Genomic DNA, 24,092 nt, shown 5'->3' on the forward strand with positions numbered 1-24,092 from the left:
GGTGGGAACCGGGGGAGGGCGGGCCGGGCCGCAAGGTCTACCGGCTCACCGACGCCGGATGGAGCAGACTGCGGCAGGAGACGGCCGGCTGGGAGAAGTTCTCCGGTGCCATGGCCCGACTCCTGTCCCACAGCGTGGAGGACAACCCATGACCGACGCCGCCACCCGGTGGAACGCACGGACCCGACTGGCCCTGGCCGCACATTCGGTGGACAGCGCCACCGCGGACGCGGTGCTGGCCGAGGTCGAGCAGCACTGCGTCGACAGTGGTGAGAGCCCCCAGGACGCCTTCGGTACGCCGGAGGAGTACGCCGCCGCCGTCTTCGGCGAGCGGGTCGCGCCCGAGGAGCGGCTGCGCCACGTCAGGAACGACCTGACACCCGTCCAGGCACTCTGCCGGGCCGCCGCCCCGGTCGGCTTGGCCGCCCTGACGGTCGGCGCGGGTCTCTGGATGACGAACGGCCTCATGTCGGCCGTGACTCCGGGTGCCCTGACCGGCTCCTCACTCATCGCCACCGCCCTGGCCGGTGGCGGCGTCGCCTCCACGATCCGAGACCGGCGTCGCCGCGCCCTCGGCTGGGGGGCCGTGGCCACAGCGGCGGTGATCGGCGCGGTGGCCTTCACCTCCCTTTCCAACAGGCTGCTGGGCCACCTCCCGACTCCACTCCTGTGCGTACTGGGCCTCGTGCTGCTCTGGACAGCCATACGGGCCGAATCGACCGAGAACCCCGAAGGAGCACCCATGACACCGCGTACGGACGGCCTGAACTCCGGTGGCCTGAACACGGACGAACGCCGGTCCTGGCTGGGCCGGTTGCCGCAACTGCTCACGGAGCGCCACGCGATGTCTTCCACGCGTGCCGCCGAGCTGACGAAGGAGGCCGCCGACCACCTCGACGCCACCGGACAGGCTCCCGAGGAGGAGTTCGGCCCCGTGGAGCTGTACGCGCTGCGCCTGTCCGAAGCGGAGTCCCCCCGCGTGCGGTGGTGGAAGCGGGACGCCGTCCTGGAAGCGGCACTCGCGGTGATCCTCGCCGGCTACCTGGTGGTCGCCGTCGTCTCCGGTGGGCCGGTCTGGCAGATCGCCCTGGCCGGCGGAGCGCTCGCCGTGGACCTGGCGATCCTCGCCACTCGTCTGTCGCGCAAGCGCCCCGGCGGTTCCCCCGGTCGGTAGTCCACGCAAGCGTCCCGGGGCGCAGGCGCGCGCCGTTCTCCCGTGCCCGGTGTCGGCGGCCCCGACCCCTTGGACCCTTCGCCGACGGGGAGGCCGGGCGGTCCGGCCGTTCGGGCGGGCGCGTTGTCCTCAGCGGGCGAACTTCTCGCGGGCGGCCGGCGTGACGGGGGTGAAGAAGTTGACCAGGTTGCCGTCCGGGTCACGGAACAGGAGTGCGCGGTTCCCCCAGGGCATCGTGGTGGGCTCGTTGACGAAGTCCTCCACGAAGCCGCTCAGATTCCGGTGGACGCTGTCCACGTCGTCGACGAGGAATTCGAGGATGACGCTGTGGTTGTCGGCGGGGCGGGCGGATCCGGGTGCGAAGAGAGGGACGGTGCGGGTGCTGCCGATCGCCAGGACGGCCGAGGCGGTCCTGAGCTCGGCGAAGTCCTCGTTGGCCCAGTTCGCCGACAGGCCGGTGGCGCGCTCGTAGAACGCGACGAGGCGGGCGACGTCGCCCGTGATGATGCGGACGGAGACGAAGTCCATGGGGTTTCTCCTTTGGTGCGTCGGTGCTCGTGACCGCACGCTACGACCAATACCGGGCGGAACCCGCCCGGTATGTACGGGAGACTTTCCCCATGCCCCGCCCCATCGCCCGCGTCCTGACCCTGCTGGAGCTCCTGCAGTCGGGCGGCATCCGGCCCGTGTCCGAACTCGCCGATCGATTGGACGTCGACGAACGCACCGTGCGGCGCTACGTACAACGACTCGTCGACATCGACGTGCCCGTCGAATCGGTGCGCGGCCGCTACGGCGGCTACCGGCTCGCACCCGGATACCGGCTGCCGCCGCTCATGCTGAGCGACGACGAGGCGCTCGCCGTTCTGCTGGGCCTGGTCGCCGGTCGGCGGTCCGGCCTGACGGCGGCCACGGACACGGCGAGCGAGACGGCCTCGGCCAAGATCAGGCGCGTGCTGCCCGAACGGTTGCGCCGCAGACTCGACGCGGTGCTGGGCTCACTCGCCATCACGGACCCGCCCGGCAAGGGGGCCGCGCCGGACCCGGGGGTCCTGCTCCCGATCGCCGAGGCGGTGCACCACCACCGACCGATCTCGATCCGCTACACCGCCGCCGACGGCCGACGCAGCGAGCGCACCCTGCACCCGTACGGAGTCGTCGCCCATGCGGGCAGGTGGTACATGACGGCGGCGGACCCCTCGGCGGACGAGGACCGGACGTTCAGACTGGACCGCATCACCGATGTGCGGATCCTGCCCGGCTCCTTCGAGCCACCCGCGGCGATCGACCCGGTCAAGCGCGTCCTGACGGGGCTCGCGACGGCCCCGTACCGACATGAGGTGACCCTGCGAGTCCAGGGGACGGTCGGGGACATCCATCCCCGACTGCCCCCCGGCCTCGCGGTCCTGTCGGAACTCCCCTCCCCGGACGGCGCACCTCCGGATGCCGACCCCTGGTGCCGGGTCGAACTGCGCGTGGACCGGCTCGACTGGCTGCCCGCCGTACTCGCCTCGTTGGATCGCCCCTTCGTCATCGACCGCCCGGTTGAACTCCGCGGTCTCGTCGAGGCTTTCGCCGAACGGCTCGCGGATTCGGCCCGACGGAGACCTCCGCGCGACTGAGGGGCCGGCCGGGCCTCCATCACGGACGCCCGGGCGCCGCGACACCTGGGCCGCTCTGCCGATCGGCCAAGAGCCCGCGACCTCGGCCCCATGTGCTTGCCGCCCGGATCAGCGAGCCGGGTCACATGGGACTAAAGTTGACATAAGGGTAGGCGAGGCACGTCCGGCGGCTTCGAGATGTCCCGCGGACCGTTCGGCTGTCCCAGGAGGCGAGATGACCCCCAACGCGGCACCGTATGACACGCACAACGACCCCGAAGACGTCCTCAAGCAGCTCGGAAGCTCATGGCACTGGGCGCTCGGCTTCGCCCTGGCGACACTGATCCCGGGCATCCTGGTGCTTGTCTGGCCCGACGAGACGTTGCACATCCTGGCCGTGATCATCGGCCTGCAACTCCTGGTGGCGGGCGGCTTCCGTTTCGTCACGGCCTTCTCGCACAGCGGCGACCGGGGTGGCAGCAGACTGGCCGCCGTCCTCATCGCCATGCTGGCGTTCCTTGCCGGCGTCCTGGTGTTGCGGCATCCCATGCAGACGATCGGCGCACTGTCCCTGATCGTCGGAGTCTTCTGGTTGCTCACCGGAGTGCTCACGGCCTATGTCTCGATCGCCGACCGCGCCCTCGTACATCGAGGTCTGCTCTTCGGCCTGGGCGTCCTCGGTACGGTCGCGGGAATCGTCGTGCTCTGCTTCCCGGTGGACTCCGCGGTCGCCCTGACCCGGCTGCTGGGACTGTGGCTCGTCCTGCTCGGCGTGTTCGAAGTGGTGATGGCCTTCGCGCTCCGCTCCGCCACCCGCCGGATCACACCCCCGCTCTCGGAGTGAACACCTCGTCGACGGTGGCCCCGCGCGGCCCGGCCGAGTGGACGTGCGCGGGCGCGCGGCGGCGGGCGCGGGGCGGCCCGGGTCGGGCTCATTCGGTGCGGACCTGGGTCCAGCCGACCCGAAAGCAGAGAAGGCCGCCGGCCAAGGTGACGAGCACGTTCTGGAAGTAGAGACCGGGCGGCTTCTCCTCGGCGAGCGCCGCGACCAAGGTGTGCAAAGGCTGATCCCCCAGATGTTGTCGACGTTCGACGCATGATCTCCTCACGGTCGCGCAGACCACGTCAACAGATTTGCTGTCGCCTTCCGTGCGGCCCGTCCTTTCAGGGGGATGGCTGACGCCGGCGTGGGGTGTGACCCTCAGGACCCGGATGCGCATTGGCCCTTCGGCGCGCCTGAGGTGCGCGTCCTCGAAGAGCGGTGGGGAGGGGTGCCCGCCGCGAGGGGCCGGCCGCCACCCGCCCGGAGCCGGCCCCGAAATTCAGTGGAGCCGTACTGCCGTGTGTCGTTACCGTTCTCGCGTCCGCAGTCCCCCTGTCAAGGATGTGCCGTTGTACACCAAGTGAGACCCCCCGAGCGCTGAACCGTCGCGCGTCGCACCTGTGCGCCGCGCTCCTTTTCGCTGCGGTCTTCTCACTGGAACCGGTGTACTTCTGTGTCCGAAACCTGGGTGGTCGTTCCCACCTGCCTGCCGACAATTCTCCGCCGTTGCCACAGGTGCGCCTCCGGGCGCTTCCGTGCGAACGGCAAATTCCGTGTCAACGCGAACCACAAGCTCCTCGACGCCTGGCTCCTCGCCCTGTGTAACGCCTGCGGGGACACCACCAAGCTCACTGTGCTGGAGCGGATGAACGTGCGTTCCGTACAACCCGAGTTCTTGAACCTGCTGCACGCCAACGACCTCGGCCTGGCAGCCGAACTGCTCCAGGACCCGGTGGTACGGCGACGCAATCGCATCGCCCTCGACTGGGACAACGCCTGGCGCCTCGACGGCGGCGCGTCGGACCGGCCGAACCGGTCGGATCGACCGGATTGGCCGGATTGGCCGCTTCCGCCGCAGGGCGAGTCGATCGAGATCTCGGTCCGCTTCGGTGCGCGGATACCGGTGCGGCCGGATCGACTGATCGCCGAAGGCTTCGGCCTTTCGCGAGCAGGGGTCGAGAGGCTGCTCGCCGAGGGGAACCTCGTGTCGACGGTCCGCCTGAGCGGCAGGCTCTCGGGCGACTTCACCTTCACGCTCAAGCGCTGAGTCTTCCGGCCAGGGGCCTGTCCCGGCGGTATCGAATCCGCCGGGACGGGCCCTAGTTCTGCTGTCTGCGGAGCAGCGGAGGGGCCGGGTTGGGCAGAGGACTGGCCGCGGCGGGGGTCAGGCCGTCCAGGACCAGGGTCACGTAGCGCCGCCAGCCACCCTCGGCCGGGTCCATGGTCCACAGCACGCTGACGAGCATGCCCATGATCCGCTTCAGGTCGTCGGGTACGAGGTCCTCCCGGATCACCCCGGCCTGCTGCCCCCGTACCACCAGCGGGTCGAGCGCGTCGAAGAAGCGGGCGCTCGTCTCCGCGGTGAAGATGCCGGCGTTGCGCGCCGCGGTCAGCACGTGGTGCTCGTCGGCCGCCGAGGTCAGGGCTGCTTCGATGACGACACCCAGGCCCCGGCGCGGGTCCTCGTCGCCGAGCCCGCGCTCGATGGCGGGGAGGACGTCCTGGGTGAACTGCTGTTCCAGCACCGCGCGCAGGAGGGCCGCCTTGTCCGGGAACCGGCGGAAGAGCGTCGCGATCCCCACGCCGGCCCGCCGGGCGATCTCATCGAGCCCGGCGTCGGGCCCCTGCTCCGCGTAGACGTCGCGTGCCGCCCTCACGATCTTCTCGATGTTCCGCACCGCGTCTGCGCGCAGGGGCTTGGGGGTCTCGGTCGGCACTCCACCAGGATAGCAACCGATAGTCGACGATCAGTTCGAGTTGACACCCCGTGCGCCCTGAAGTGATAGTTGACTACTGATTATGGTGCGCGCACCCGCCGGGCGCGCCCGCCCACCACCTGCCACCCGAATCCGCGACCCGCTCCCCGCGCACCCGTCACCCGCCCCCGGTCGCCGGGTGCCGGTCGCCGGGCGGCCGCATCACGCGTACGCCCCACCCGTGACACGCACGTCCCGACGCCTGTCCGGTCGGACATCCGCCCTACGCTCCCGAGGAACCCTCCATGCCACAGCCGTCCACGGCTCCCCGCACCGGCAAAGTGATCGCGACACTCGCACTCGCGGGGGTCACCGCCGCCGTCATGCAAACCCTGGTGACCCCCCTGCTGGCCGACATGTCGACGATCCTCCACACCTCCTCCTCCAACGCCGCCTGGGTCGTCACCGCCACCCTCCTCGTCGCGGGCGTCTGCGTCCCCATCAGCGGACGCCTGGGCGACATGATCGGCAAGCGCCGCATGCTCCTGGCGTGCTCGATACCGCTGATCGCCGGATCCGTGGTGTGCGCGCTGTCGAGCAGCGTCGTCCCGATGATCGTGGGCCGCGGACTGCAAGGCGTCGGCATGGGCATGATCCCCCTGGGCATCGCCCTGCTCCGCGACGTCGTTCCCGCCGAGAAGCTCAGCTCCTCCATCGCCCTGGTGAGCGCCTCCATGGGAATCGGCGGCGGCATCGGGCTTCCTGTCTCCGCGGCCGTCGCGCAGTACGCCGACTGGCGCTTCCTGTTCTGGGGAGCCGCCGCGCTCGCCGCCGCCGTCTCCGTGATGATCGTGGCCTTCGTGCCGGACGTCCCCGCCGGCGCCAAGGGACAACGCTTCGACTTCGTCGGCGCGTCGGGCCTGGCCGTCGGCCTCGTGTGCCTGCTGCTCGCCGTCTCCAAGGGCGCCGACTGGGGCTGGGGCTCGACCACCACCCTCGGCCTGATCGTCACCGCCGTCACGGTCCTGGCAGCCTGGGGCTGGTTCGAATGGCGGACCACCGACCCACTGGTCGACCTGCGCACCACCATCCGCCCGCGTGTCCTGCTGACCAACCTCGCGTCGGTCTTCATCGGCTTCGGCATGTACGCGAGCATGCTGGTCGTCCCGCAGTTGCTCCAGTTCCCCGAGGCCACCGGCTACGGCCTGGGCCAGTCGATGCTGGCGGCCGGCCTGTGGATGCTGCCCGGCGGCCTGATGATGATGGTCGTCTCACCCCTCGGGGGCAGGCTGACCAACGCCCGGGGTCCGAAGGTCACCCTCGTCTGCGGGGCGCTCGTCCTGGCCGCGGGTTACGGCGCCGCGCTGCTGCTGTCCGGCACGGCCCCCGGCCTGATGTGCGCCGCGATGATCATGAACAGTGGTGTCGCCCTCGCCTACGGAGCCATGCCCGCCCTGATCATGGGCGCCGTGCCCCTCGCGGAGACCGGCGCCGCCAACGGCTTCAACACGCTCATGCGTTCCCTGGGCACCTCGGTCGGCGCCGCCGTCGTCGGTGTCGTCCTGGCGCAGATGACCACCACGGTCGGCGGCCACACGTTCACCTCCGAGGGCGGGTTCCGTACCGGTCTGCTGCTGGGCGGCGGCCTCGCCCTGGTCTCCGCGGCCGTCGCCGCCCTGATTCCCGCCGCCCGCCCGGAACCAATGACGCGGCGGGACGCGGCGGGACCCGCGGTGGAGGTCGCCCACGCACCCGCCGCCACGTAGCCGCCCCGGCCTTCCGGACCCGCCCGGGCACGGGCCGCGGCCAACACCGGCCCGTGCCTCAGGGCGGGGTGGGGGCGGGCGGGTGACGGTGCGGTGGTGCCTGCCCGCCCGGTCGTGTCCTGGCAGGATGGCGGCATGGAACGTGTGCTTGGAATCGGTGGATATTTCCTGCGGGCCGCGGACCCGGCGGCCCTGAACTCGTGGTACCGCGATTGTCTGGGCCTGGACGCCGATGCGAACGGGGTCTGGCAACAGGCCCTCGGGCCGACGGTGTTCGCGACGTTCGAGTCCGGGACCGAGTACTTCGGCTCCCGCACGCAGCAGAGCATGCTCAACTTCCGGGTCCGCGACCTGGACGCGATGCTCGCGCAGTTGCGCGCCAAGGGAGCGGACGTGGCCGCGGAGTTGCAGGACATGGAAGGGGTCGGTCGATTCGGCTGGGTCACCGACCCCGAGGGCAATCGGATCGAGTTGTGGCAGCCCGTCTGATCGCGCCTTCACACAGGCGGTGACGTGCTGATGGACCGCCCGCCCTCCGGCCCGACAGATCCAGGTCGGGCCCTCGTGCGGCTCGCGGAACACGTCCACCAGGTGGTCGCCGGTCGACGGATCGCGCAGCCAGGTCTGATGAGTGAGCTCCGACACCTCCGGCGTGAGCTCCCAAGCGCGGTCCGAGGCCACCACGTCGAAGGCGAACTCGGGGAACCGCGCCCGGATCTCGGGGAACCGGGCGGCCGGGACGGCGATTTCGAGGTCACCATGCTCGCGGGTCTGTTCGCCCGCGAACAGGTGCGAGGGCCCGGTGGTACGGTCGGCCTGGCCCCGCTCGGACACGACCTGCCCGACAATCTGACCGTGGTTCCGCTGGTCGACATGGCGCCGAGCCGAGTGGTCGCGGTATGGAACGACGACGACCCCAACCCGTTGATCCGCTCGTTCATCGACATCGCCTTGGCCGTGTACCGCCACTGAGTCCGCGACGGCGATACCGTCACCACGCTCGGCCGCAACCGGCCGGCGTCCGCTGGTTGATCAAGTCTTCTTCAAGAGCGATCCGGCCCTCGTGCCGCACCCGCGCGCAGGCAGTGGCACTCCTACCGTTCTCCGATGTGGCTGGAATCGAGGAGTCGAACGGAAGTCCGGACCGGCGCGAGATCGTCCGCGCGGCGTTGACAGGAGCGGTGGCTGTGGCGGCCGGGACCGTCGGGGCCGCCCCTGATTCCACCACGGCCTCTACCCCCGCCCAGTCCGGCGCGGCGCGGATGCGGCCCGCGACCCCGCGGTCGGCGTTGCGGGAACTCATGGCGGGCAACGTCCGCTGGCGCACGCTCCACGAGAGTCACCCCGACCGGACGCGGGCCGTGCGACAGACGCTGGTGACCGGACAACATCCCTTCGCCGTGGTCCTGGGCTGCGTCGACTCCCGCGTTCCGCCGGAGCTGGTCTTCGACCAGGGCCTCGGCGACCTGCTGACCGTCCGTTCGGCAGGCTCCGTCCTCGACGAGGCTGTCCTGGCCAGCATCACCTACGGGGTCCTGGAGCTGGCCATTCCGCTCGTCGTCGTGCTGGGGCACCAGTCGTGCGGGGCCGTCACCGCCGCCATTCACGCGGCCGAGGCCGGCGAGAGCCTCGCCGGCCACATGCAGTACCTGGTCGACCAGATCCGTCCGGCGATCGACCGCGGCCCGCGGGGAGCGGCGCGCGTGGACGCGACCATCACGGCGAACGTGCGACTGGTCCGCTCCCGCGTCGCCGCCGAGCCCACCCTCGCGGCGAAAGTCGCCTCGGGTGAACTGGCCGTGATCGGGGCCCGCTACGAACTCAACAGTCAGACGGTCCACCAGACCCACTGACCCCGCCCACCACGCGCTCCCCTCGGAGACGAGCGCCCCAGGCCTCGTTCACCCGCTCCGCTCTCCCCCCGATGGCGAGTGCACCGATGGCGAGCGCACCGATGGCGAGTGCACCGGGGGAGGCCGCAGCACCGGCGAGGGGGTCGCACTGGGACACTGGACAGGTGATCCACACCGATTCCGCGATTCGCTTCCGCTTCGGACTGACTCCCTTGGAGGAGGTCAAGCCGTGGGGTGCCGAGCCCAAACTGCACTGGTTCGGACTGACCGCCGGCTGGTACTGCGTCGACATCGACGGCCATGAGGTGCTGCGCTACTCCGAACGCACCGTCCGCGAACTCCGATACGACCGGGACGGCGACCGAGCGCACCCGTACGTGGACCACTTCGTCGTCCGCCTGTGGGAGGACGTGATCGCGCTCGTGTCGGGGGCGATGGAACCGGTGCCCCACGACCTGGTGGACGTCGCGGCCGCCATCTCGCCGAACTGGACGTGGATCGATACGCCGGAAGCCGACGCCGCACTGACCTGGCACGGCGAGGGCTACCTGTACACCGACTACCTGCGCGTCGCCCCGACCATCCGCCTCTGGCGCACCGTCGTCGGTGAGGAGGACACCGTGACCGTCGGCTGGGAGCACCGGGCGGACCCGGAGGGCGTCATCGAGTTCGCCGGCCCGCAGACGGGTCGGGTGACCCTGCCGACGAGCGAGTTTCTCGGCGCGGTGGCCGAACTGGACCGGGCGCTGCTGGCCGCCATGGACGAACGCATCGGCGAACTGGAGAAGTCCGGACCACCGCCCGGTGTGCGAGGCGACGTGGAGCAGTTGCGTCGCGAGCACCGGGACCGGGCGACCTGGCTGCGGCGCGCGAGGGATCGCGAGCCGGGCACCGACTGGGACGCCGTACGGACCGGTGCGCGCATGCTCCTTGCCGCCGGGACCCGGACGCAGGATGACGCGGGGTAGGGGCCGGGTTCAGTCGGCGACGGGGAACCTGTCCCAGGCCCGGTGCCGCGTCATGGCCCGCTTGAGCTGCTTCAAGGTGGCCGAGGGGGTGTCGTGGAAGGCGATGCCCGGCTCGTCCGTCTCGATTCCGACGGCGTCGAGGATTCGGGAGGCGCCCTTCCAACCGCCGATTGCCTTGCCGTGGCGGTACGCCTCGGTCAGCAGCATCAGGACCCGGGGGTCGGCGCCGGCCGGGCGTGGTGTACCGGCCTTGGCGTCCCGGGCGCCGTGGGCGTCGGCGGCCGCCTGGGGCACTCCAGCGAACAGCAGGGCGTCGAACTCGACGGAGCGGGCGGTGGCGAAGGTGCGCTGCACCGTGACCGGGTTCTTCTTCGTGCCCAGGGTGCCGCCGGTGGGGGCGATCACGAGGGGCACCATTCCGGCGGAATGTACGGCATCCCGTACGGTCCTCACCCCCGCGAGGTCGCTTCCGGAGTCCGCGATGATGCCGATGACCCGGCCGTCGAGCGGCCATTCCCGGCCGATCTGCGACAGGGCCGGGCTCGGGTGGGGATCGGTCAGGGGCTCCGTGGCCTTCGGCGCGGGGAGTCCGAGCCCGGCGGCGACCTCTTCGCAGAGCTGCGGGTCGATGTTGGCCAGGACACCCAGGACGCGTTCCTTGATCACCTGCTCGTGACACTTGCTCAGCTCGAAGGTGTAGGCGGCGATGATGTGCTCGCGTTCGGTCGGCGTCATGCTCAGCCAGAAGAGCCGCGGCTGGCTGAAGTGGTCGGCGAACGAGGCGGGTGCCTCACGGACCTTGCTCGCCTCGGGGACGGTGACGGGCGTTTCGATGAAGGCGCCCGTGTCGGCTCCGGCCAGGAAGGGGCAGCCTCCGTCGAGGCTGTTGGGCCGGTACGGGGCGACGCCCGCGTGGACGGCGGTCTGGTGCATGCCGTCGCGGAGCATGTCGTTGACGGGGGCGTGTGGCCGGTTGATCGGGATCTGCCCGAAGTTCGGTCCGCCGAGCCGACTGATCTGCGTGTCGAGGTAGGAGAAGAGCCGTCCGGCGAGCAGCGGGTCGTCGGTGACGTCGATCCCGGGAACCAGGTGGCCGGGGTGGAACGCGACCTGTTCGGTCTCGGCGAAGTAGTTGGTCGGGTTGGCGTTCAACGTCATCAACCCGACGGGCCGCACGGGAGCGAGCTCCTCCGGCACGATCTTGGTGGGGTCGAGCAGGTCGATCCCTTCGAAGGTCTGGTCCGGGGTGTCGGGGAAGGCCTGGATGCCCAGCTCCCACTGGGGGAGCGCGCCCGCCTCGATCGCGTCGGCCAGGTCCCGGCGGTGGAAGTCCGGATCCATCCCGTTGGTGATCTGCGCTTCTTCCCAGACGAGGGAATGGACGCCCAGCTTCGGCTTCCAATGGAACTTCACCAACGTCGTGGCGCCCTTGGTGTTGACCAGGCGGAACGTGTGGACGCCGAAGCCCTCCATCATCCGGAACGACCGCGGGATGGCCCGGTCGGACATGTTCCAGATGGTGTGATGCGTCGCCTCGGTGTGCAGGGACACGAAGTCCCAGAACGTGTCGTGGGCGCTCTGCGCCTGCGGGATCTCCCGGTCGGGATGCGGCTTCCCGGCATGGATGACGTCGGGGAACTTGATGGCGTCCTGGATGAAGAAGACCGGGATGTTGTTGCCCACCAGATCGAAGGTTCCCTCGCCGGTGTAGAACTTCGTCGCGAATCCACGCGTGTCCCGCACCGTGTCCGCGGAGCCCCGCGACCCCAGGACGGTGGAGAACCGTACGAACACGGGCGTCTCGACGCCCTTCGCCAGGAACGCCGCCTTGGTGACCTTCGACGCGGTGCCGTAGCCCTGGAAGACGCCGTGGGCCGCGGCGCCCCGGGCGTGCACCACTCGCTCGGGGATCCGCTCGTGGTCGAAGTGGGTGATCTTCTCCCGCAGGTGGTGGTCCTGCAGCAGGACCGGACCCCGCGCACCCGCCTTCAGGGAGTGGTCGCTGTCGTACAGCCGGGCGCCCTGCGCGGTCGTCAGGTAGGCGCCGCCCTGCGCCACCACGGCCTGGGGCACGCCGGTCGGCTGCCCGGTGGGGCTGAGGGTGTCCGGGCCGTCCTGGTCGGGTTTCGGAGGCAGGGGCTCATGCGGCCTGGTCGGCTCGGTGGCCGACGGCGGCTGTGGCGCCGGCTTTCCGGGAATGCCGCTGCGCCGTGCCCGCGTGCCGGACGCGCCCTTGGTCGCCGCGGGCTTCTTCGCAGCGGCCTTCGTGGTCTTCTTCTGAGCCATGCCGTGTTCTCTCCTCTTGCCTCACGCCCCGGACGCAGGTGCCGACGGGTCCTGGACTCCTGGTCCCCGTGCAACCCTTTCCCCTCCACCGGATTCCGGCATCTCGGATACGCCCGTCCGCCCGTCCCCATCGCCCGAGGGGGTCCCGTCCCCGCCGGTTTCCTCCGGCTCGTGGGGCGGGGCCGCACGGCCGGCGACTGCCGCGCCGTGATGCGTGCCGCCGTGATGCGTGCCGCTCGCCCGCTGTTCAAGATGGGAGACGTCGTCGATCGTCCCGGGGCCGGCTTCGTCCCACGCCGCGGTCCGACGCGCATCGTGCGGCCGAGCACGGGCATCCGCAGCAAGGCGCGTGCAGGGCCGACCTGGGCGGTCCGCCCGGCGCCCGACGCCCCGGGGTAAGGAGCACCGCAGATGCAAGGCACCGCATACGGAGCCCGTTCGAGCGCACGAGCCACCCACGGCCCGGGCCGGGAGGCCTGGATGGAGGAGATCCGCGGAGAGAGCGCGGCGGACTTCGCGGCCTGCGTCGCCGACATCGCGGCAGGCGAGCTGGACCTTCCGCTTCCGGGAGCGGGCCGGACGGCCGACCGGTTCCGGTCGTTGGCCTCGGTGGCGGAACGCGATCTTTCCCTGGCCCGGCTGGTGGAGGGACACGCTGACGCCGTGGCGATCCTCGCGGAGCTCGGGGGGCCGGCCGTGGGGCCGCAGGAGCGCTGGGGCGTGTGGGCCGCCGAACCCCGAGGACAGGGACTCACCGCATCCCGGGGCGACCGCGGCTGGGTGCTGAACGGGCTCAAGCGGTACTGCTCGGGAGCGCACAGCTGCACACACGCCCTGGTGACGGCCACGGCGGACGACGGCCGCCGCCTCTTCGCCGTCACCACCGCGGCCATGGGGGAGGGGCCGGGCGCGCGAGAAGGCGGGTGCCGGACGCTGGAGGGTACGTGGCGGGCGCTGGGCATGGCGGCCAGCGACAGCGCCGACGTCGCGTTCGAGAACGTGCCCGCGGTACCGGTCGGCGGCGTGGAAGCCTACGTGGACCGGCCCGGCTTCCAGCACGGCGGCATCGGGGTCGCGGCCTGCTGGTACGGCGGCGCCCGGGCCGTCGCGGACCTCCTCACCCGTACGGCGGCCCAGCGCGGCCCGGATCCGCTCACGGACGCCCATCTGGGGGCCGTCGACATGCGCCTGCACGCCGCCGGGGCCGTCCTGGCCCAGGCAGCGGCCGAGATCGACGGCGATCCCGCCGACGCCGAGCGCACGGCCCGGCGGCGAAGCCTGCGCGTGCGCGCCTTCGTCGAATCGGTGTGCGCCGATGTCCTGACCCACGTCGGCCGGGCCACCGGCGCCGAACCGCTGTGCCACGATCCGTCCCACACACGACACGCCACGGACCTCGCCGTCTACATCCGCCAACACCACGGCGAACGCAACCTCGCGGAGCTGGGCGGCCTCGTCGCCCGAGCGGGGCAGCGGTGACGGACGCACCACCCGAGCCGGTGCCACCCGCCGATCCGATTCAGGCCCCCGGTACCCCGGAGCGGGAGTGGCGCGACTGGAACGGCCTCGCCGCCCTGCCCGAGGCGGCCTTGCCCGAGCGGGGCCGGGTCGTCATCGTGGCAGCCCACCCCGACGACGAGGTGTTGGGAGCCGGCGGCACCATCTCCCTCCTCGCACGGGCCGGTCTCGCCCTCACGGTGGTCACTGTCACCGACGGCGAAGGTTCCCACCCCGGCAGCACACGCGTCACACCGGACCAACTGGCGGCCATCCGGGCCGAAGAACTGCGCCGGGCACTCGCATCCCTGGGTGCGCCGGATGCCCGGGTGGTCCGCCTCAAGGTGGCGGACACCCGGCTGGCGTTCCACGAGGAAGAGGTCGCCGCCGCGTTGGAGACGCTCCTCGACGGTGCGCGACTGTGCCTGGCACCGTGGATGGACGACGTGCACGGCGACCACGAGGCCGCCGGGCGAGCCGCGGTGAAGGCGTCCCGTGCCGTAGCCGTGCCCTGTTGGACGTACCCGGTATGGATGTGGCACTGGGCCCGACCGGGTGATCCCCGCGTGCCCTGGGCGGCAGCCGTGGCCGTCCGGCTCCCTCCTGTGACAGCGGCACTCAAGCGACGAGCCGTTCAGCACTTCGTCAGCCAGATCGCACCCCTGGGGCCGGACCCGGCCGACGCGGCCGTCCTGCCGCCCGAGGAACTCGCCCACCACCTGCGCGACATCGAGGTGTTCTTCACGTGACCGATCAGCCCACCCCGGCGTCGTACTTCGACGACATGTACCGACACACCGAGGACCCCTGGCACCTCGCGGAACGCTGGTACGAGCGCCGCAAGTACGACCTGACCGTCGCCGCCCTGCCGCAGGAGCGCTACCGCAGGGCCTTCGAACCCGCCTGCTCGGTCGGGGAACTGACCCACCGCCTGGCAGCCCGCTGCGACTCGGTCCTCGCCTGCGACCGGGTGGCGTCGGCCGTCGAGACCGCCAGGCGGCGCAACGGCGGACACCCGCACGTGGACATCCGGCAGATGACCGTTCCCGCCCAATGGCCTGAGGGAACCTTCGACCTGGTCGTCCTGTCCGAGCTGCTCTACTACCTCGACCCGCCGACGGAACGGACCCTGCTGGACCACGTCCTCGCGGCGCTGGAACCAGGCGGAACCCTGGTGACCGTCCACTGGAACCACGCCGTCCCCGAGCACCTCTCCACCGGGAGCGACATCGCCCGAAGCCTGGACGGGACCCCCGGCCTGCGCCTGTTGGCCGACCATCGCGAAGACGACTTCGTCCTCCAGATCCACCACCGCCTCCTCCCGGACGGCAGCCGACCGGCGACACCCGCCGAGCAGGAAGGCCTGGTGTGAGGCCTGGCGTGAACCCCGAAACCGTGAACCTCGAAACCATGGCCCCCGAAACCGTGGCCCCCGAAACCGAGGTCCTTGAAGCCCTGGCCGTCGTGGTCCCCGCCCATGACGAGGAGGCCCTCCTGCCGGCCGCGCTCGCCGCCGTCCGCACCGCCACCCTGCACCCGGCTCTCCGCCGCCTGAGGGTCCTCACCGTGGTCGTCGCGGACCACTGTCGCGACAACACCGCGTCCCTCGCTCGCGAAGCCGGTGCCACCGTCGTCACCGGCAGCTTCCGCAACCCCGGCCAGGCGCGCGCCGTCGGTGTCCGCCGAGCCCTGCGGGAACTCGGCCCGTCGGCATCACACGCGTGGATCGCCACCACCGACGCCGACAGTGAAGTGCCCGCGGACTGGCTGGCCCACCAGCTCGCCCGCGCCCGCGAGGGCTGGGAGGCGGTCGTGGGCACGGTGATGCTCCCGCCCAGGTCACCCCTGGCAGACCGCCTCCGGACCCGGTACGAGGCGACCCGACCGTCGGACGGGGAGTGGTACCACCCGCACGTGCACGGAGCGAACCTCGGTGTCACCGCGCACGCGTACCTCTCCGTCGGCGGCTTCCCCCCGCTCGGGGTAGGCGAGGACCACGCGCTGGTCGACGCCCTGAACCGCGCCGGGCACCGCGTCCTGACCACGGCTGCCTGCCCGGTCCTCACTTCGGCACGAGTCCGAGGCCGCGCCCGCGGCGGCTTCGCCGACGACCTGGCCGCCTTGGGCTCTCACCACCTGGAGGGACACCAGCCGACCGCGGGTTGACTCCGCCGCCTCGCCGCCTCGCCGCCTCGCCGCCTCGCCGCCTCGCCGCCTCGCCGCCTCGCCGCCTCGGACGTGGGGTGGAGGGGTATCGTCCGTCCGGGCGTGCGGGAGCATCGGCAACGCTACCGATCGCCGTCCTCGTCCCGGGAGTTCCTCGAATTGGCGCGGCGCGCCCTCTCGGGGTCGGCCGGCGGGGAGGACGATCCCGTTCCCGTTCTTGAAGGTGAACCCGGCTCGCGTCCGTGATCGTCCACGGTGCCGCCGTGGTTCTGCAGCCGCGGTGCCCGCCGCCCGCTGTCGCCGGATCCGTGCTCGATGTCAGTCATGAGGCTTCTCCGACCATGCCGATCCGGAGGGAGCGCCGCCCGGGGAGACCCCTCCGGGGTACGTCCAGGGTGAGCTTGTCGCTATCCGGCGCTGCGCGGGCCGGGCGGGTCCTGGGGGTCGACGCCGGTGGTGGCGGAGGCGTCCTTGGTTCCGCTGGGGCGCTGGGAGCGGCCCTGCGGGCCACGGTCGTGCATTCCCGCCTCACCCGCACCCTTCTTCTGCTCCTCGCCTCGGCGGCCCTGACTTCTGGAGGGCTTGCCGTGGGGGTTGCCGGCCTCTTCCTTCGAAACGGTTCGGCCGGGGCCCTTGGCGGGAGCGTACTTGTCCGGGTGGAACGAACGATGAGCGCTCGGGTTGTCCTGCTGCTTGGTCTCGTCCACATCCGGGGACCAGCCGTGCTGCTTGGTTCCCTCGAACCGGCTGGGCCCCTCACCGTGCGTGGGCTGGGACGGCTTCGGCTGCTTGGCCATGACCTGACCTGCTGTCCTGATAGGGAAGGACGCCAGAAACACGCGCCCTGGTCATGCCATTCTCCCACCACCCACGGATCCCACCGGATCCCACGGAAGGCGCCTTCCGGAGTCAGGCGGTGGGGGAGCTGATGCGGTCCGGTCGGATCACGTAGATCACGCGGACCTGGTCGGTGCCGCCGTACCAGGGGTAGGGGCCGCCGAGGTACTTCTGAGCGAGGGCCTCGATGTGCGCGACCGCCCCCTCGGTGGTCACGCGCACCACACGGCCGCGGATCTGGACGTAGGAAGCGGGCTGCGCGGGGTCGGCGACCGCGACGGCCACCCGCGGGTCACGTGCGATGTTCCGGGTCTTCTGATGTGACTCGACGCTGTTGATCAGGACGTGCTCGCCATCGGTGTCGACCCACGTCTGCGTGAGCTGGGGCGAGCCGTCGGGCATCGTCGTCGCGATGTAGCAAGTGCTGGGGCGACGCAGCAGCGCCACCACGTCCTCGCCGAGGGGTACGGGCACGGAGGATCTCCAGGGGCATGGTCGCAGTGGTCGGCTGGAGCCACCGTAGCCATGCAGGCTCCCCGGCCGTGGCTCCCGTTTCCCCGGGCAGGGACACGTCATCCGGTTGGCTGAGTCGGCAGGCCCGATGGACCCCGGGGCCGCGCGGCCGAGGCAGTGAATGTAGCTCCGTGTATGAGTCGGAGCGCTGTGTGTGACCGTGCGTGTGGTCGGGTCCGGTGACATCGGCTCGGATAACTCGACGTGCCCGAAGGACGGGACAGGTACCGCGTCAGAGGTGGCTCTGTGGGTAGGCGGACGGCATGAAGCAACGTAACGGCCAGGACCCCGAACTGCCTGCTCCCGTCCCGGAACACGGGAAGGAGAGCCTGACCCCCAACCTGCCTCCGACCGGGCCCCGGGCTCCTGATCTGGAGGGCGCCGTCAGCACGCGGCGCGAGAAGAAGGGTGAAGGGCCGGGAGCCGAGCGCCCTGCCGACGCTCCCGAGAGCGGCGGCCCCACGGAGGGTGCCTCCGTAGAGCCCCCGGACTGACGAGCTCGTGAGGTCCGGTATCGGAATCTGATCAGTGGCAAGCGTCGAGGGACAGTGGGTCGTGTACCAGTTGGCGGCGAGGTCGGTCGTCATGATGGCGCAGGCGAGGTCCTCAGACTGACGGTGAGTTCCCTCGGAGCGGTCGTTCCCGGCTCGTGGCCGGTCGGTGACTCGCCCGGCACGTGTCGGTCGGCCATGGTCCCCGGCACGGTGTCGGGGTGACCGTCCCCGCGCATCCGCAACCGACACCCTCACGCACGCGTCACACCTCACATGCAACGCGAATGGCTCTTCTCGCTCATCCCCCTGACGATCGGCGTGACCTTCCTCGGCTTCGGCGTGTACGGACTGCGCCGTGCCCGTGCGCTCCGCCGTACGGGCGTCACCGTGCAGGGGCGGATCGTCCGCCACGACGTCCAGCGAAGCGACGAAGGCGCCAAGTTCCACTACCCGGTCGCGGCTTGGACCACCGAGGACGGTCGCGCGTGCGAGCACGCATCCAGGTTCGGCCGCGGTTCCATCGCGAGACCCTTCGGCGTGGGGGCCCATGTCGTGGTCCGCTACGATCCGCACGATCCTCGCCGGTTCGAGATCCAAGGCTGGGACGTGGCGACGGTCGACCTGTTGTTCACCGTCTTGGGATCGCTCTTCACCGTCGGCACGTTGGTGGCGTTGCTCATCGGTCTGCTCACCTTCTGACGGCCGCGTCCTCCTCCGACTGCCGCGTCCTGGGTCGTACGACGCGAACCCGCCTCGCCCCCGCCGTGGCCGGGGTGAGGCGGGGACGGGCGGGTCAGCAGGCTCGTACGGAGATCTGGTCGCGGACCTGGGAGGCGCGGACGTACTTCCAACTGCCCGTGTCGTAGATCTGGCCCCAGAACCAGCGCTGGCCCTGATTGTCCAGCCAGCAGTTCATGGCGAACTTGGTGCCGCTCTTCGACCAGTGGTGCGGGGTGGTGCCGGTGTTGGGCGCGCTGTAGATGGCCACCCAGCCGTTGGCGTCGTTCTGCCAGACGTACGAGAGTCCGGCCGCCGATGCGGGCGCCTGCATCGCGCCCGCGCCGGCCAACAGGACGCCCGCCACGGCGAGCCCGCCCAGTCGGCGCCTGAGTCGGTTCTCCACGCTGTACCTCCTCTGTGTGGGTTGCGAGCATGCCCCGGGGGTGGCCCGAGCCGCAGCCGTTCCGGGGAGGCGGGACGGCTGTGTCCGAAGTATCGATTCCGCGGAGCCGTCGGTCTCGAATTCCGGCCGGTCGGAGGTCGGTCGGGTGGCGGGTGTCCGGGCGGAAGGGTGGCCGGGTGCCCCTCAGACAGCCATCCACGGCACACGGCAGGTGTGGGGGGCCGTTCCCTCCGGACACAAGCCGTTGATCACCGCCTTGCGGAGCGCCCGCCACGTCCGGAGGGAACACGCCAAGTGGACGCGCAGTTCGATCAGTTGTCGGGAGCCGCCGCCCTGAGCGGGATGTTCCGCGGCCCACTGCTCCGCCAGGTGGTCGTACATGTCGGCGGTCGACAGCTCGCTGCCGGGAAACGAATCGGCGACGGTCCGACCGATGATCCGGGCGCTCCGGGAACCCACCGCGTCCTCGACGAGCCCGCTGACCCATGCCAGCCCCTGCTCGTCCGCGTACAGGCCGAAAGCGAGATCGCGCGTCTTCATCGCGTCAGCCCTTCGTGATGGCGACATCGCCCGTGGCGAAGGCGGTGGTGAACCAGGAGTGGACGGGAGCGAGCGCCGGTGATGCGGGCCACCCGTTGATCGTCGCCAGGAGCTGCCAGTAGCGCTCGGCGTGTGGGTCGGTGGTTGTCCGCAGGCGGGCGAGGAGCCAGCGGCGCAGATCGCTTTCGCCGGCACGCTCGAATGCGTGCGCGTAGAGGTTGCCCAGTGAATCGGAAAGGGCCTCACCCTTGGCGGAGGCCGGCAGGAGGCCGGCGGACACGGCCTCGTCGATTCGTTCACCCATCACCCGGTTGAGAGTGGAGTGCAGAGCGCCGATGTCCTGCGGGGAGGGCTCCACCGCCTGGTCCTCGGCCATGCGGCGCAGCGTGTCACGGAAGTCTGCGTTCTGGCAGAGTCCGACGAGTTCCACCCAGGCCTCGACCTGTTCGGGTGTGGGATCGTCGGGCAACTCGGGCACGGCGGACCGCATCAGGGCCACGAACTCGGGATTGATGTCGTGGTCTTCGAAGACACCGTCGATGAAGTCGGATACGAGGCGCCGTTGTTCGGCCCGGGAGAGCGTGGCGAGTTGGCGCAAGAGGTCCATCTCCATGGTGGTGGGGGCGTGTCGGGCGACCGCACGGAGTACTGCCCGGCGTAGGCGCAGAGTGCGGATCCGCACGTCCAAGGCGGTGGCGTGCGCTTCCGTGACCTCCGGTATGGAGGCTTCCCGGTCCAGTACCTTGCGCACGGTCGCCAGGTCGAGCCCGAGATCGCGCAGCGTGCGGGCCAGTTCCAGGCGTGCGAGTGCGTCGAGGCCGTAGAGGCGGTAACCCGCCGGGCTGCGGTCGGCCGGCGGGACGATGCCCTTGTCGGAATAGAACCGGATGGTCTTCACCGTCAGACCGGTTCGGCGGGATAGCTCTCCGATGGAATAGAGCGTGTCGCTGTCCATGCCCTCAGCTTGCTGTCTCCCCCCACGGGAGAGTCAACCGGGGCCATGGCAACCTTCGGGACCACAGGACCACAGGACTACGGGTCGAGGGGTCGACGGGGCTACGGACCCCGGACGACGGGGCTCGGCGCAGGCGGATGCGCGGCCGATCCGGCGGCTTGCACCGGCCCACCCACGAACCGCCGGGCGCGGATCGTGGAACGGCCGCCGGAAGTGCTGCGTCCCTTCTCTACATCGGCGATGTGTCGAACCGGGGCCCTGGCCCTGGCGGTTGGCGGAGGGGCGGGGTTGTGCGGGAAGGCAGGAGGAGGGGAGTGCTGATGGTGGCACTCGCGGCGGGGCTGCCACTGCTCGTGGCCGGGATCGTCATGGCGGTGGTGTTCACGGGGACCGGTGTCGTGGGGTCGAGCCCGTTGCACCGGGCGGTGGACGAGTACCTCGACGCGGTGGGAAACGGAGATCACGCACCGGCCACCGCTCCGGAAGGCCTCTGTCCGGACGGCACGGGCGATCCTGCGGCCGTCCTGCATTCCCTCGCGAAGACGTTCGAGCACCACATCGTGTCCTCCACCGCGAGCGCCGACGATGCCTCGGTCAACGTGGACCTCACCCAGGGCGACGGCGACCCGGTCGCGGTGGTGCTGGACCTGCGTCGTTCCGGGGGCCGTTGGGAGGTGTGCGCGGCCTCCACCGGTCAAGTGTCGATCGATCCCTTCTGATCGCCGCCCGGCCGGGTCGGAGCCACTGGCACTCCGGTGCCCCCGCCGCACCCGCAACCCTCCCGCCCGCACCGGCCGGCCGCATCAGATGACCAGCGGGCGGGCAGGGTTCAGCCATGTCGAACTCCCACGCATCACTCGGTGAGGCCGCGATCGATCAGAGCGCCGCGGCTCGAACAGGAAGCGGCCTGCCGCATGAGGCAAGCCCTGCGATCCGCCCTCCGGCAGGCACGAGCACGTCGATGCCCGGTGGCCGGGACGGTGATCGGGGCGGTGGTCGGGGCGTCCGCGCCCCGGCTTCCGAGCTGCTCACACTCCTCGACAGGCAGCACCAGCCCGAGCCGGACACCGTCCCGGGGCAGGAGACCCTGTTCTGATCCGTACCGTCCACAGGCGTCAGGCGGAGCGGATGGAACGGCCGCATCCTTCCCCGGTCTGGAGGGAATCACGACCGCGACCGGTGACCGACACCGGAGTGGGGACTCCATGTGGGGACTCCGGGTGGGGACGCGGATGGGACGGAGCGCGGGCAGCATAGGTCGGCCATCGACATATGCCGGTACGCGATCTATGGTGATCCTTGTGAACGAACAACCTCTGCGCGAGCCGACCCTCCTCATCCTCACGGCGATCGCCGATGCCCCACGGCACGGATACGCGATCGTCCAAGAGATCGAGAAGATCTCGGAAGGCCGAACGAAGATGCGTACCGGAACGTTGTACGGGGCCCTGGAGCGGCTCCTCGAACAGGACCTCATCGCCGTCCACGAGGACGAGGTGGTCGAGGGCCGCAGGCGGCGCAGCTACACGCTGGCTCCGCGTGGACGCGAGGTCCTGGCGGCAGAGGCGGCTCGCATCGCGCGGAACGCCCAGGAGGCGACCCGGCGTCTGAACCTCGGCGGCCTCGGCAAGGCGGTCACGGCATGACCAATCTGTTGAAGCTCTACCCGGCCTCCTACCGCCGGGAGTTCGGCGACGAGATAGCCGATGCCCACCGCGAGGCCACCGACGGGGCGAGCAGGACGGCGCGGATGCGCGAGGCCGCCGACATCGCCTCCCACGCCCTGCGCATGCGGCTCGGGCTCGGCTCGGCGGGACGTACCGGACGGCTCCTCGCGGCCGTGGCGCCGTTCGCCGTCATCGCGGTCGGCGTGTACACGATGTTCCTGACCAGGCTGACGATCTCCGCCCTCCGCATCACAGACCGGATGGATGACATCGGCTCCGTCCTCCTTACGGGGGCGGGCGGCGTGGCTGCCCTCGTGGGTGTGGTTCTGGCCTTGACCGGCCGCTGGGCGGTGGGAACCTGGACCGCGTTGGCGGGCCTCACCGCGAGTTTCGCCGTCCAGGCCCTCCGGCCGGGCCTGGGGCTCGAGTTCGCGGTGTTCTTCAGCGGGCCGGCGTTCCTGTCGGCCCTGGTGGCGGTGCTCTGCCCGCCGGACCTGCGCCCCATGCCCCGTCCGCGCGCCTCGAAGGCCGGGGTGGTCGCCGCGCTGGCCGGGGCGGCGGTACTGACCGTGGCGCCCGCCCTGTGGTCGCTGCCGCATCCGCTGAACACGCTGCCCACTCTCCTGCCGTCCCTCGCCGGACTGCTGTTGGCCGGTCGGCAGGCGTTCACCCGGCTGCGTACGGCTCCCGCGGTTCTCCTGGCGAGCCTGCCGTTCGCGGCCGTCGGCATCATCGTGGGGGCTCTGGACGCGCTGCTCCTGCCCCTCGTCCTCGCCCTGCCGCTCGCCGCGGTGGTGGGCGTGCGCAACCGACGTCGCGGATCGGCCACACCCTCGATGTGACGTGCGTGCGGGTGGGCGGGATGATGTGCCTTCGGCCGAGCGCGGGTCGTCCCTGCCGGGACGGCCCGTACCGCCGCGTGACCGTCCGAGCGGACGGCCGTACCGCTCCGTGACCGTCCGACCATGCGGGCGAACCGCCGTTGCGAAGCAGAGAGCCAGTAGGGCGCCCCAGGCCGGTGGACAGACGGACTGGACGCCACGTGCGCAGCCGCGAGTTCGGACAGGCCCGGACCGCGGCCCGGGCCGGTCATCTCAGCCCGAGTGAAGGGTCCGAAAGCGGTCCGGTGCCGCCGTGTCTCGATCAACGACTCGCACCGGCGCCCAAGCCCATTGCCACACACCGACGCCTGGCGTCCGGGAGAACCTGATCTGCCCGCGAGTGCCTTCGACCACGACGCTCGGCCAGGATTCGGCGATGCGCGCCCGCTCCGTGCCGTGAGAACGCAGTACGTCGGCGAGGACGACGATCGAGTCGTAGCCCTCGAAGGCGACGAAGGAGGGCGCCTCGGCCAGTTGCTCGCGCAGGGCCGCCTCGACTCGTGCTCCGAGTGGCCCGAGGTGTTTGGGCAGGTAGCGCAGGAAGGGGATCGCGACACTGTCGTCGCCCAGCAGTTTCGCCCACTCGGCGAACTCCGGTTGTCCGGCCGGAGCGCCGATCAGAACCTCGTCGAGGCGCTGGTCGTGGCGGACGGCCTTGACGATCGACACCGCGGGCTCCGGGTGACCCACCAGAAGAAGGAGGGCTGTCGCGCGCTGGTCGACGAGTGCGTCGCACAGCGCCGCGGGGGTGAGCGCGTTCATGTCGAGTTCGAGGACGGTGCCGCCGCGTGGCGCGAGGCAGTCCCGCAGAATGCGGGCGCCGGATGCCCAGTAGGCACTCGGCTGGGTTGCCACGGCGACGCGGCGGTGGCCCGTTTCGAGGAGGAAATCGGCGTAGACCCTCCAACCGTGCGACTGCGCCGGGGCGAGGCGCGCGACCCATTCCGTCGGCCGTTCGGTGAGCGCGTCGAGTACCGCTGACGAGCAGAGGAACGGTACGCCGAGTGCGTCGGCTCTGGCGGCAGCGGCGCG

Annotated in this window: 27 protein-coding genes and 1 pseudogene; 18 read left to right on the forward strand and 10 right to left on the reverse strand. The window is 71.0% G+C overall.

All coding sequences use genetic code 11. The annotated features are described in order from the left end of the window. Positions 1-148: 148 nt before the first annotated feature. Positions 149-1,174 (forward strand): hypothetical protein, encoded by a 1,026-nt coding sequence (locus ADK55_RS32895; RefSeq protein WP_053684195.1) that lies wholly within the window; start codon positions 149-151, stop codon positions 1,172-1,174. 129 nt (positions 1,175-1,303) lie between these two features. On the opposite strand, the gene ADK55_RS32900 is transcribed toward ADK55_RS32895, so the two are convergent. After that, the gene (locus tag ADK55_RS32900) at positions 1,304-1,702 is read right to left on the reverse strand and encodes a VOC family protein (RefSeq protein ID WP_053684197.1); all 399 of its coding nucleotides are present in this window, start codon (positions 1,700-1,702) and stop codon (positions 1,304-1,306) included. 92 nt (positions 1,703-1,794) lie between these two features. Between ADK55_RS32900 and ADK55_RS32905 the strand changes: the two genes are divergently transcribed. Beyond that, positions 1,795-2,796 (forward strand): helix-turn-helix transcriptional regulator, encoded by a 1,002-nt coding sequence (locus ADK55_RS32905; protein WP_053684199.1) that lies wholly within the window; start codon positions 1,795-1,797, stop codon positions 2,794-2,796. Between the two features lie 214 nt (positions 2,797-3,010). Beyond that, a complete protein-coding gene (locus ADK55_RS32910; RefSeq protein WP_053684200.1) occupies positions 3,011-3,619 on the forward strand; it encodes an HdeD family acid-resistance protein in 609 nt (202 codons plus the stop codon). 88 nt (positions 3,620-3,707) lie between these two features. Here ADK55_RS32910 and ADK55_RS40595 read toward each other — a convergent pair whose 3' ends face one another. Continuing rightward, positions 3,708-3,836: a hypothetical protein gene (locus ADK55_RS40595; RefSeq protein WP_267887373.1), complete on the reverse strand. Its 129-nt coding sequence runs from the start codon at positions 3,834-3,836 to the stop codon at positions 3,708-3,710. A gap of 435 nt (positions 3,837-4,271) precedes the next feature. Between ADK55_RS40595 and ADK55_RS32915 the strand changes: the two genes are divergently transcribed. Further along, positions 4,272-4,865 (forward strand): DUF1062 domain-containing protein, encoded by a 594-nt coding sequence (locus ADK55_RS32915; protein ID WP_107089378.1) that lies wholly within the window; start codon positions 4,272-4,274, stop codon positions 4,863-4,865. 52 nt (positions 4,866-4,917) lie between these two features. Here ADK55_RS32915 and ADK55_RS32920 read toward each other — a convergent pair whose 3' ends face one another. Next, positions 4,918-5,535, reverse strand: a complete 618-nt coding sequence (locus ADK55_RS32920) for a TetR/AcrR family transcriptional regulator (RefSeq protein ID WP_053684203.1) — start codon at positions 5,533-5,535, stop codon at positions 4,918-4,920. 284 nt (positions 5,536-5,819) lie between these two features. On the opposite strand from ADK55_RS32920, the gene ADK55_RS32925 reads away from it, so the two are divergent. The 5 genes and pseudogenes from ADK55_RS32925 to ADK55_RS32945 all read left to right on the forward strand — a co-directional run bounded on the left by ADK55_RS32925 (position 5,820) and on the right by ADK55_RS32945 (position 10,101). Further along, a complete protein-coding gene (locus ADK55_RS32925; RefSeq protein WP_053684205.1) occupies positions 5,820-7,280 on the forward strand; it encodes an MFS transporter in 1,461 nt (486 codons plus the stop codon). 135 nt (positions 7,281-7,415) lie between these two features. Continuing rightward, positions 7,416-7,769 carry a VOC family protein gene (locus ADK55_RS32930; RefSeq protein ID WP_053684207.1) on the forward strand — a complete coding sequence of 118 codons (354 nt, stop codon included), beginning with the start codon at positions 7,416-7,418 and terminating at the stop codon, positions 7,767-7,769. A 315-nt stretch (positions 7,770-8,084) separates the two neighbouring features. Next, positions 8,085-8,252: pseudogene (locus tag ADK55_RS37175) on the forward strand (LysR family transcriptional regulator); the annotation flags it as partial. Between the two features lie 137 nt (positions 8,253-8,389). Further along, complete coding sequence (locus tag ADK55_RS32940) at positions 8,390-9,133, forward strand: carbonic anhydrase (protein WP_234350354.1); 744 nt, start codon at positions 8,390-8,392, stop codon at positions 9,131-9,133. A gap of 164 nt (positions 9,134-9,297) precedes the next feature. Beyond that, a complete protein-coding gene (locus ADK55_RS32945; protein WP_234350355.1) occupies positions 9,298-10,101 on the forward strand; it encodes a DUF5984 family protein in 804 nt (267 codons plus the stop codon). Positions 10,102-10,110: 9 nt separating this feature from the next. On the opposite strand, the gene ADK55_RS32950 is transcribed toward ADK55_RS32945, so the two are convergent. Then, positions 10,111-12,387 (reverse strand): catalase, encoded by a 2,277-nt coding sequence (locus ADK55_RS32950; protein WP_053684211.1) that lies wholly within the window; start codon positions 12,385-12,387, stop codon positions 10,111-10,113. Between the two features lie 480 nt (positions 12,388-12,867). Here ADK55_RS32950 and ADK55_RS32955 point away from each other — a divergent pair, with 480 nt between their 5' ends. Genes ADK55_RS32955 through ADK55_RS32970 form a run of 4 tightly spaced genes read left to right on the forward strand, consistent with a single transcriptional unit; the run spans position 12,868 to position 16,050 of the window. Beyond that, a complete protein-coding gene (locus ADK55_RS32955) occupies positions 12,868-13,866 on the forward strand; it encodes an acyl-CoA dehydrogenase (RefSeq protein WP_107089380.1) in 999 nt (332 codons plus the stop codon). Then, positions 13,863-14,633 carry a PIG-L deacetylase family protein gene (locus tag ADK55_RS32960; RefSeq protein WP_053684213.1) on the forward strand — a complete coding sequence of 257 codons (771 nt, stop codon included), beginning with the start codon at positions 13,863-13,865 and terminating at the stop codon, positions 14,631-14,633. The genes ADK55_RS32955 and ADK55_RS32960 overlap by 4 nt, the downstream gene beginning before the upstream one ends. 35 nt (positions 14,634-14,668) lie before the next feature. Next, a complete protein-coding gene (locus ADK55_RS32965) occupies positions 14,669-15,256 on the forward strand; it encodes a class I SAM-dependent methyltransferase (RefSeq protein ID WP_053684246.1) in 588 nt (195 codons plus the stop codon). A 38-nt stretch (positions 15,257-15,294) separates the two neighbouring features. After that, complete coding sequence (locus tag ADK55_RS32970; RefSeq protein WP_053684248.1) at positions 15,295-16,050, forward strand: glycosyltransferase; 756 nt, start codon at positions 15,295-15,297, stop codon at positions 16,048-16,050. A gap of 407 nt (positions 16,051-16,457) precedes the next feature. On the opposite strand, the gene ADK55_RS32975 is transcribed toward ADK55_RS32970, so the two are convergent. Both ADK55_RS32975 and ADK55_RS32980 read right to left on the reverse strand, forming a co-directional pair. Beyond that, positions 16,458-16,847: a hypothetical protein gene (locus ADK55_RS32975; RefSeq protein WP_053684216.1), complete on the reverse strand. Its 390-nt coding sequence runs from the start codon at positions 16,845-16,847 to the stop codon at positions 16,458-16,460. A gap of 112 nt (positions 16,848-16,959) precedes the next feature. Further along, a complete protein-coding gene (locus tag ADK55_RS32980) occupies positions 16,960-17,361 on the reverse strand; it encodes a PPOX class F420-dependent oxidoreductase (protein WP_053684218.1) in 402 nt (133 codons plus the stop codon). 302 nt (positions 17,362-17,663) lie between these two features. On the opposite strand from ADK55_RS32980, the gene ADK55_RS38940 reads away from it, so the two are divergent. Further along, the gene (locus ADK55_RS38940) at positions 17,664-17,894 is read left to right on the forward strand and encodes a hypothetical protein (protein WP_159041628.1); all 231 of its coding nucleotides are present in this window, start codon (positions 17,664-17,666) and stop codon (positions 17,892-17,894) included. Positions 17,895-18,167: 273 nt separating this feature from the next. Further along, positions 18,168-18,593: a DUF3592 domain-containing protein gene (locus tag ADK55_RS32985; RefSeq protein WP_053684220.1), complete on the forward strand. Its 426-nt coding sequence runs from the start codon at positions 18,168-18,170 to the stop codon at positions 18,591-18,593. 94 nt (positions 18,594-18,687) lie between these two features. On the opposite strand, the gene ADK55_RS32990 is transcribed toward ADK55_RS32985, so the two are convergent. The 3 genes from ADK55_RS32990 to ADK55_RS33000 all read right to left on the reverse strand — a co-directional run bounded on the left by ADK55_RS32990 (position 18,688) and on the right by ADK55_RS33000 (position 20,512). After that, entirely contained in the window at positions 18,688-19,017 is a 330-nt protein-coding gene (locus ADK55_RS32990; RefSeq protein ID WP_053684222.1) for a hypothetical protein, read from the reverse strand. 183 nt (positions 19,018-19,200) lie between these two features. Continuing rightward, positions 19,201-19,557, reverse strand: coding sequence for a hypothetical protein (locus ADK55_RS32995; protein ID WP_053684228.1), 357 nt, complete (start codon positions 19,555-19,557; stop codon positions 19,201-19,203). A gap of 4 nt (positions 19,558-19,561) precedes the next feature. Further along, positions 19,562-20,512, reverse strand: coding sequence for a MerR family transcriptional regulator (locus tag ADK55_RS33000; RefSeq protein WP_053684230.1), 951 nt, complete (start codon positions 20,510-20,512; stop codon positions 19,562-19,564). 320 nt (positions 20,513-20,832) lie between these two features. Between ADK55_RS33000 and ADK55_RS33005 the strand changes: the two genes are divergently transcribed. The 3 genes from ADK55_RS33005 to ADK55_RS33020 all read left to right on the forward strand — a co-directional run bounded on the left by ADK55_RS33005 (position 20,833) and on the right by ADK55_RS33020 (position 23,021). Then, positions 20,833-21,231 (forward strand): hypothetical protein, encoded by a 399-nt coding sequence (locus ADK55_RS33005; RefSeq protein ID WP_159041629.1) that lies wholly within the window; start codon positions 20,833-20,835, stop codon positions 21,229-21,231. Between the two features lie 570 nt (positions 21,232-21,801). After that, positions 21,802-22,158 (forward strand): PadR family transcriptional regulator, encoded by a 357-nt coding sequence (locus tag ADK55_RS33010; protein ID WP_386958674.1) that lies wholly within the window; start codon positions 21,802-21,804, stop codon positions 22,156-22,158. Beyond that, positions 22,155-23,021, forward strand: a complete 867-nt coding sequence (locus ADK55_RS33020; protein ID WP_063839679.1) for a hypothetical protein — start codon at positions 22,155-22,157, stop codon at positions 23,019-23,021. The genes ADK55_RS33010 and ADK55_RS33020 overlap by 4 nt, the downstream gene beginning before the upstream one ends. Positions 23,022-23,273: 252 nt before the next feature. On the opposite strand, the gene ADK55_RS33025 is transcribed toward ADK55_RS33020, so the two are convergent. Next, the coding region (locus ADK55_RS33025) for an ABC transporter substrate-binding protein (protein WP_053684236.1) at positions 23,274-24,092 on the reverse strand (819 nt) is incomplete at its 5' end.

Source organism: Streptomyces sp. WM4235, assembly GCF_001279725.1.
Taxonomy (GTDB): Bacteria; Actinomycetota; Actinomycetes; order Streptomycetales; family Streptomycetaceae; genus Streptomyces.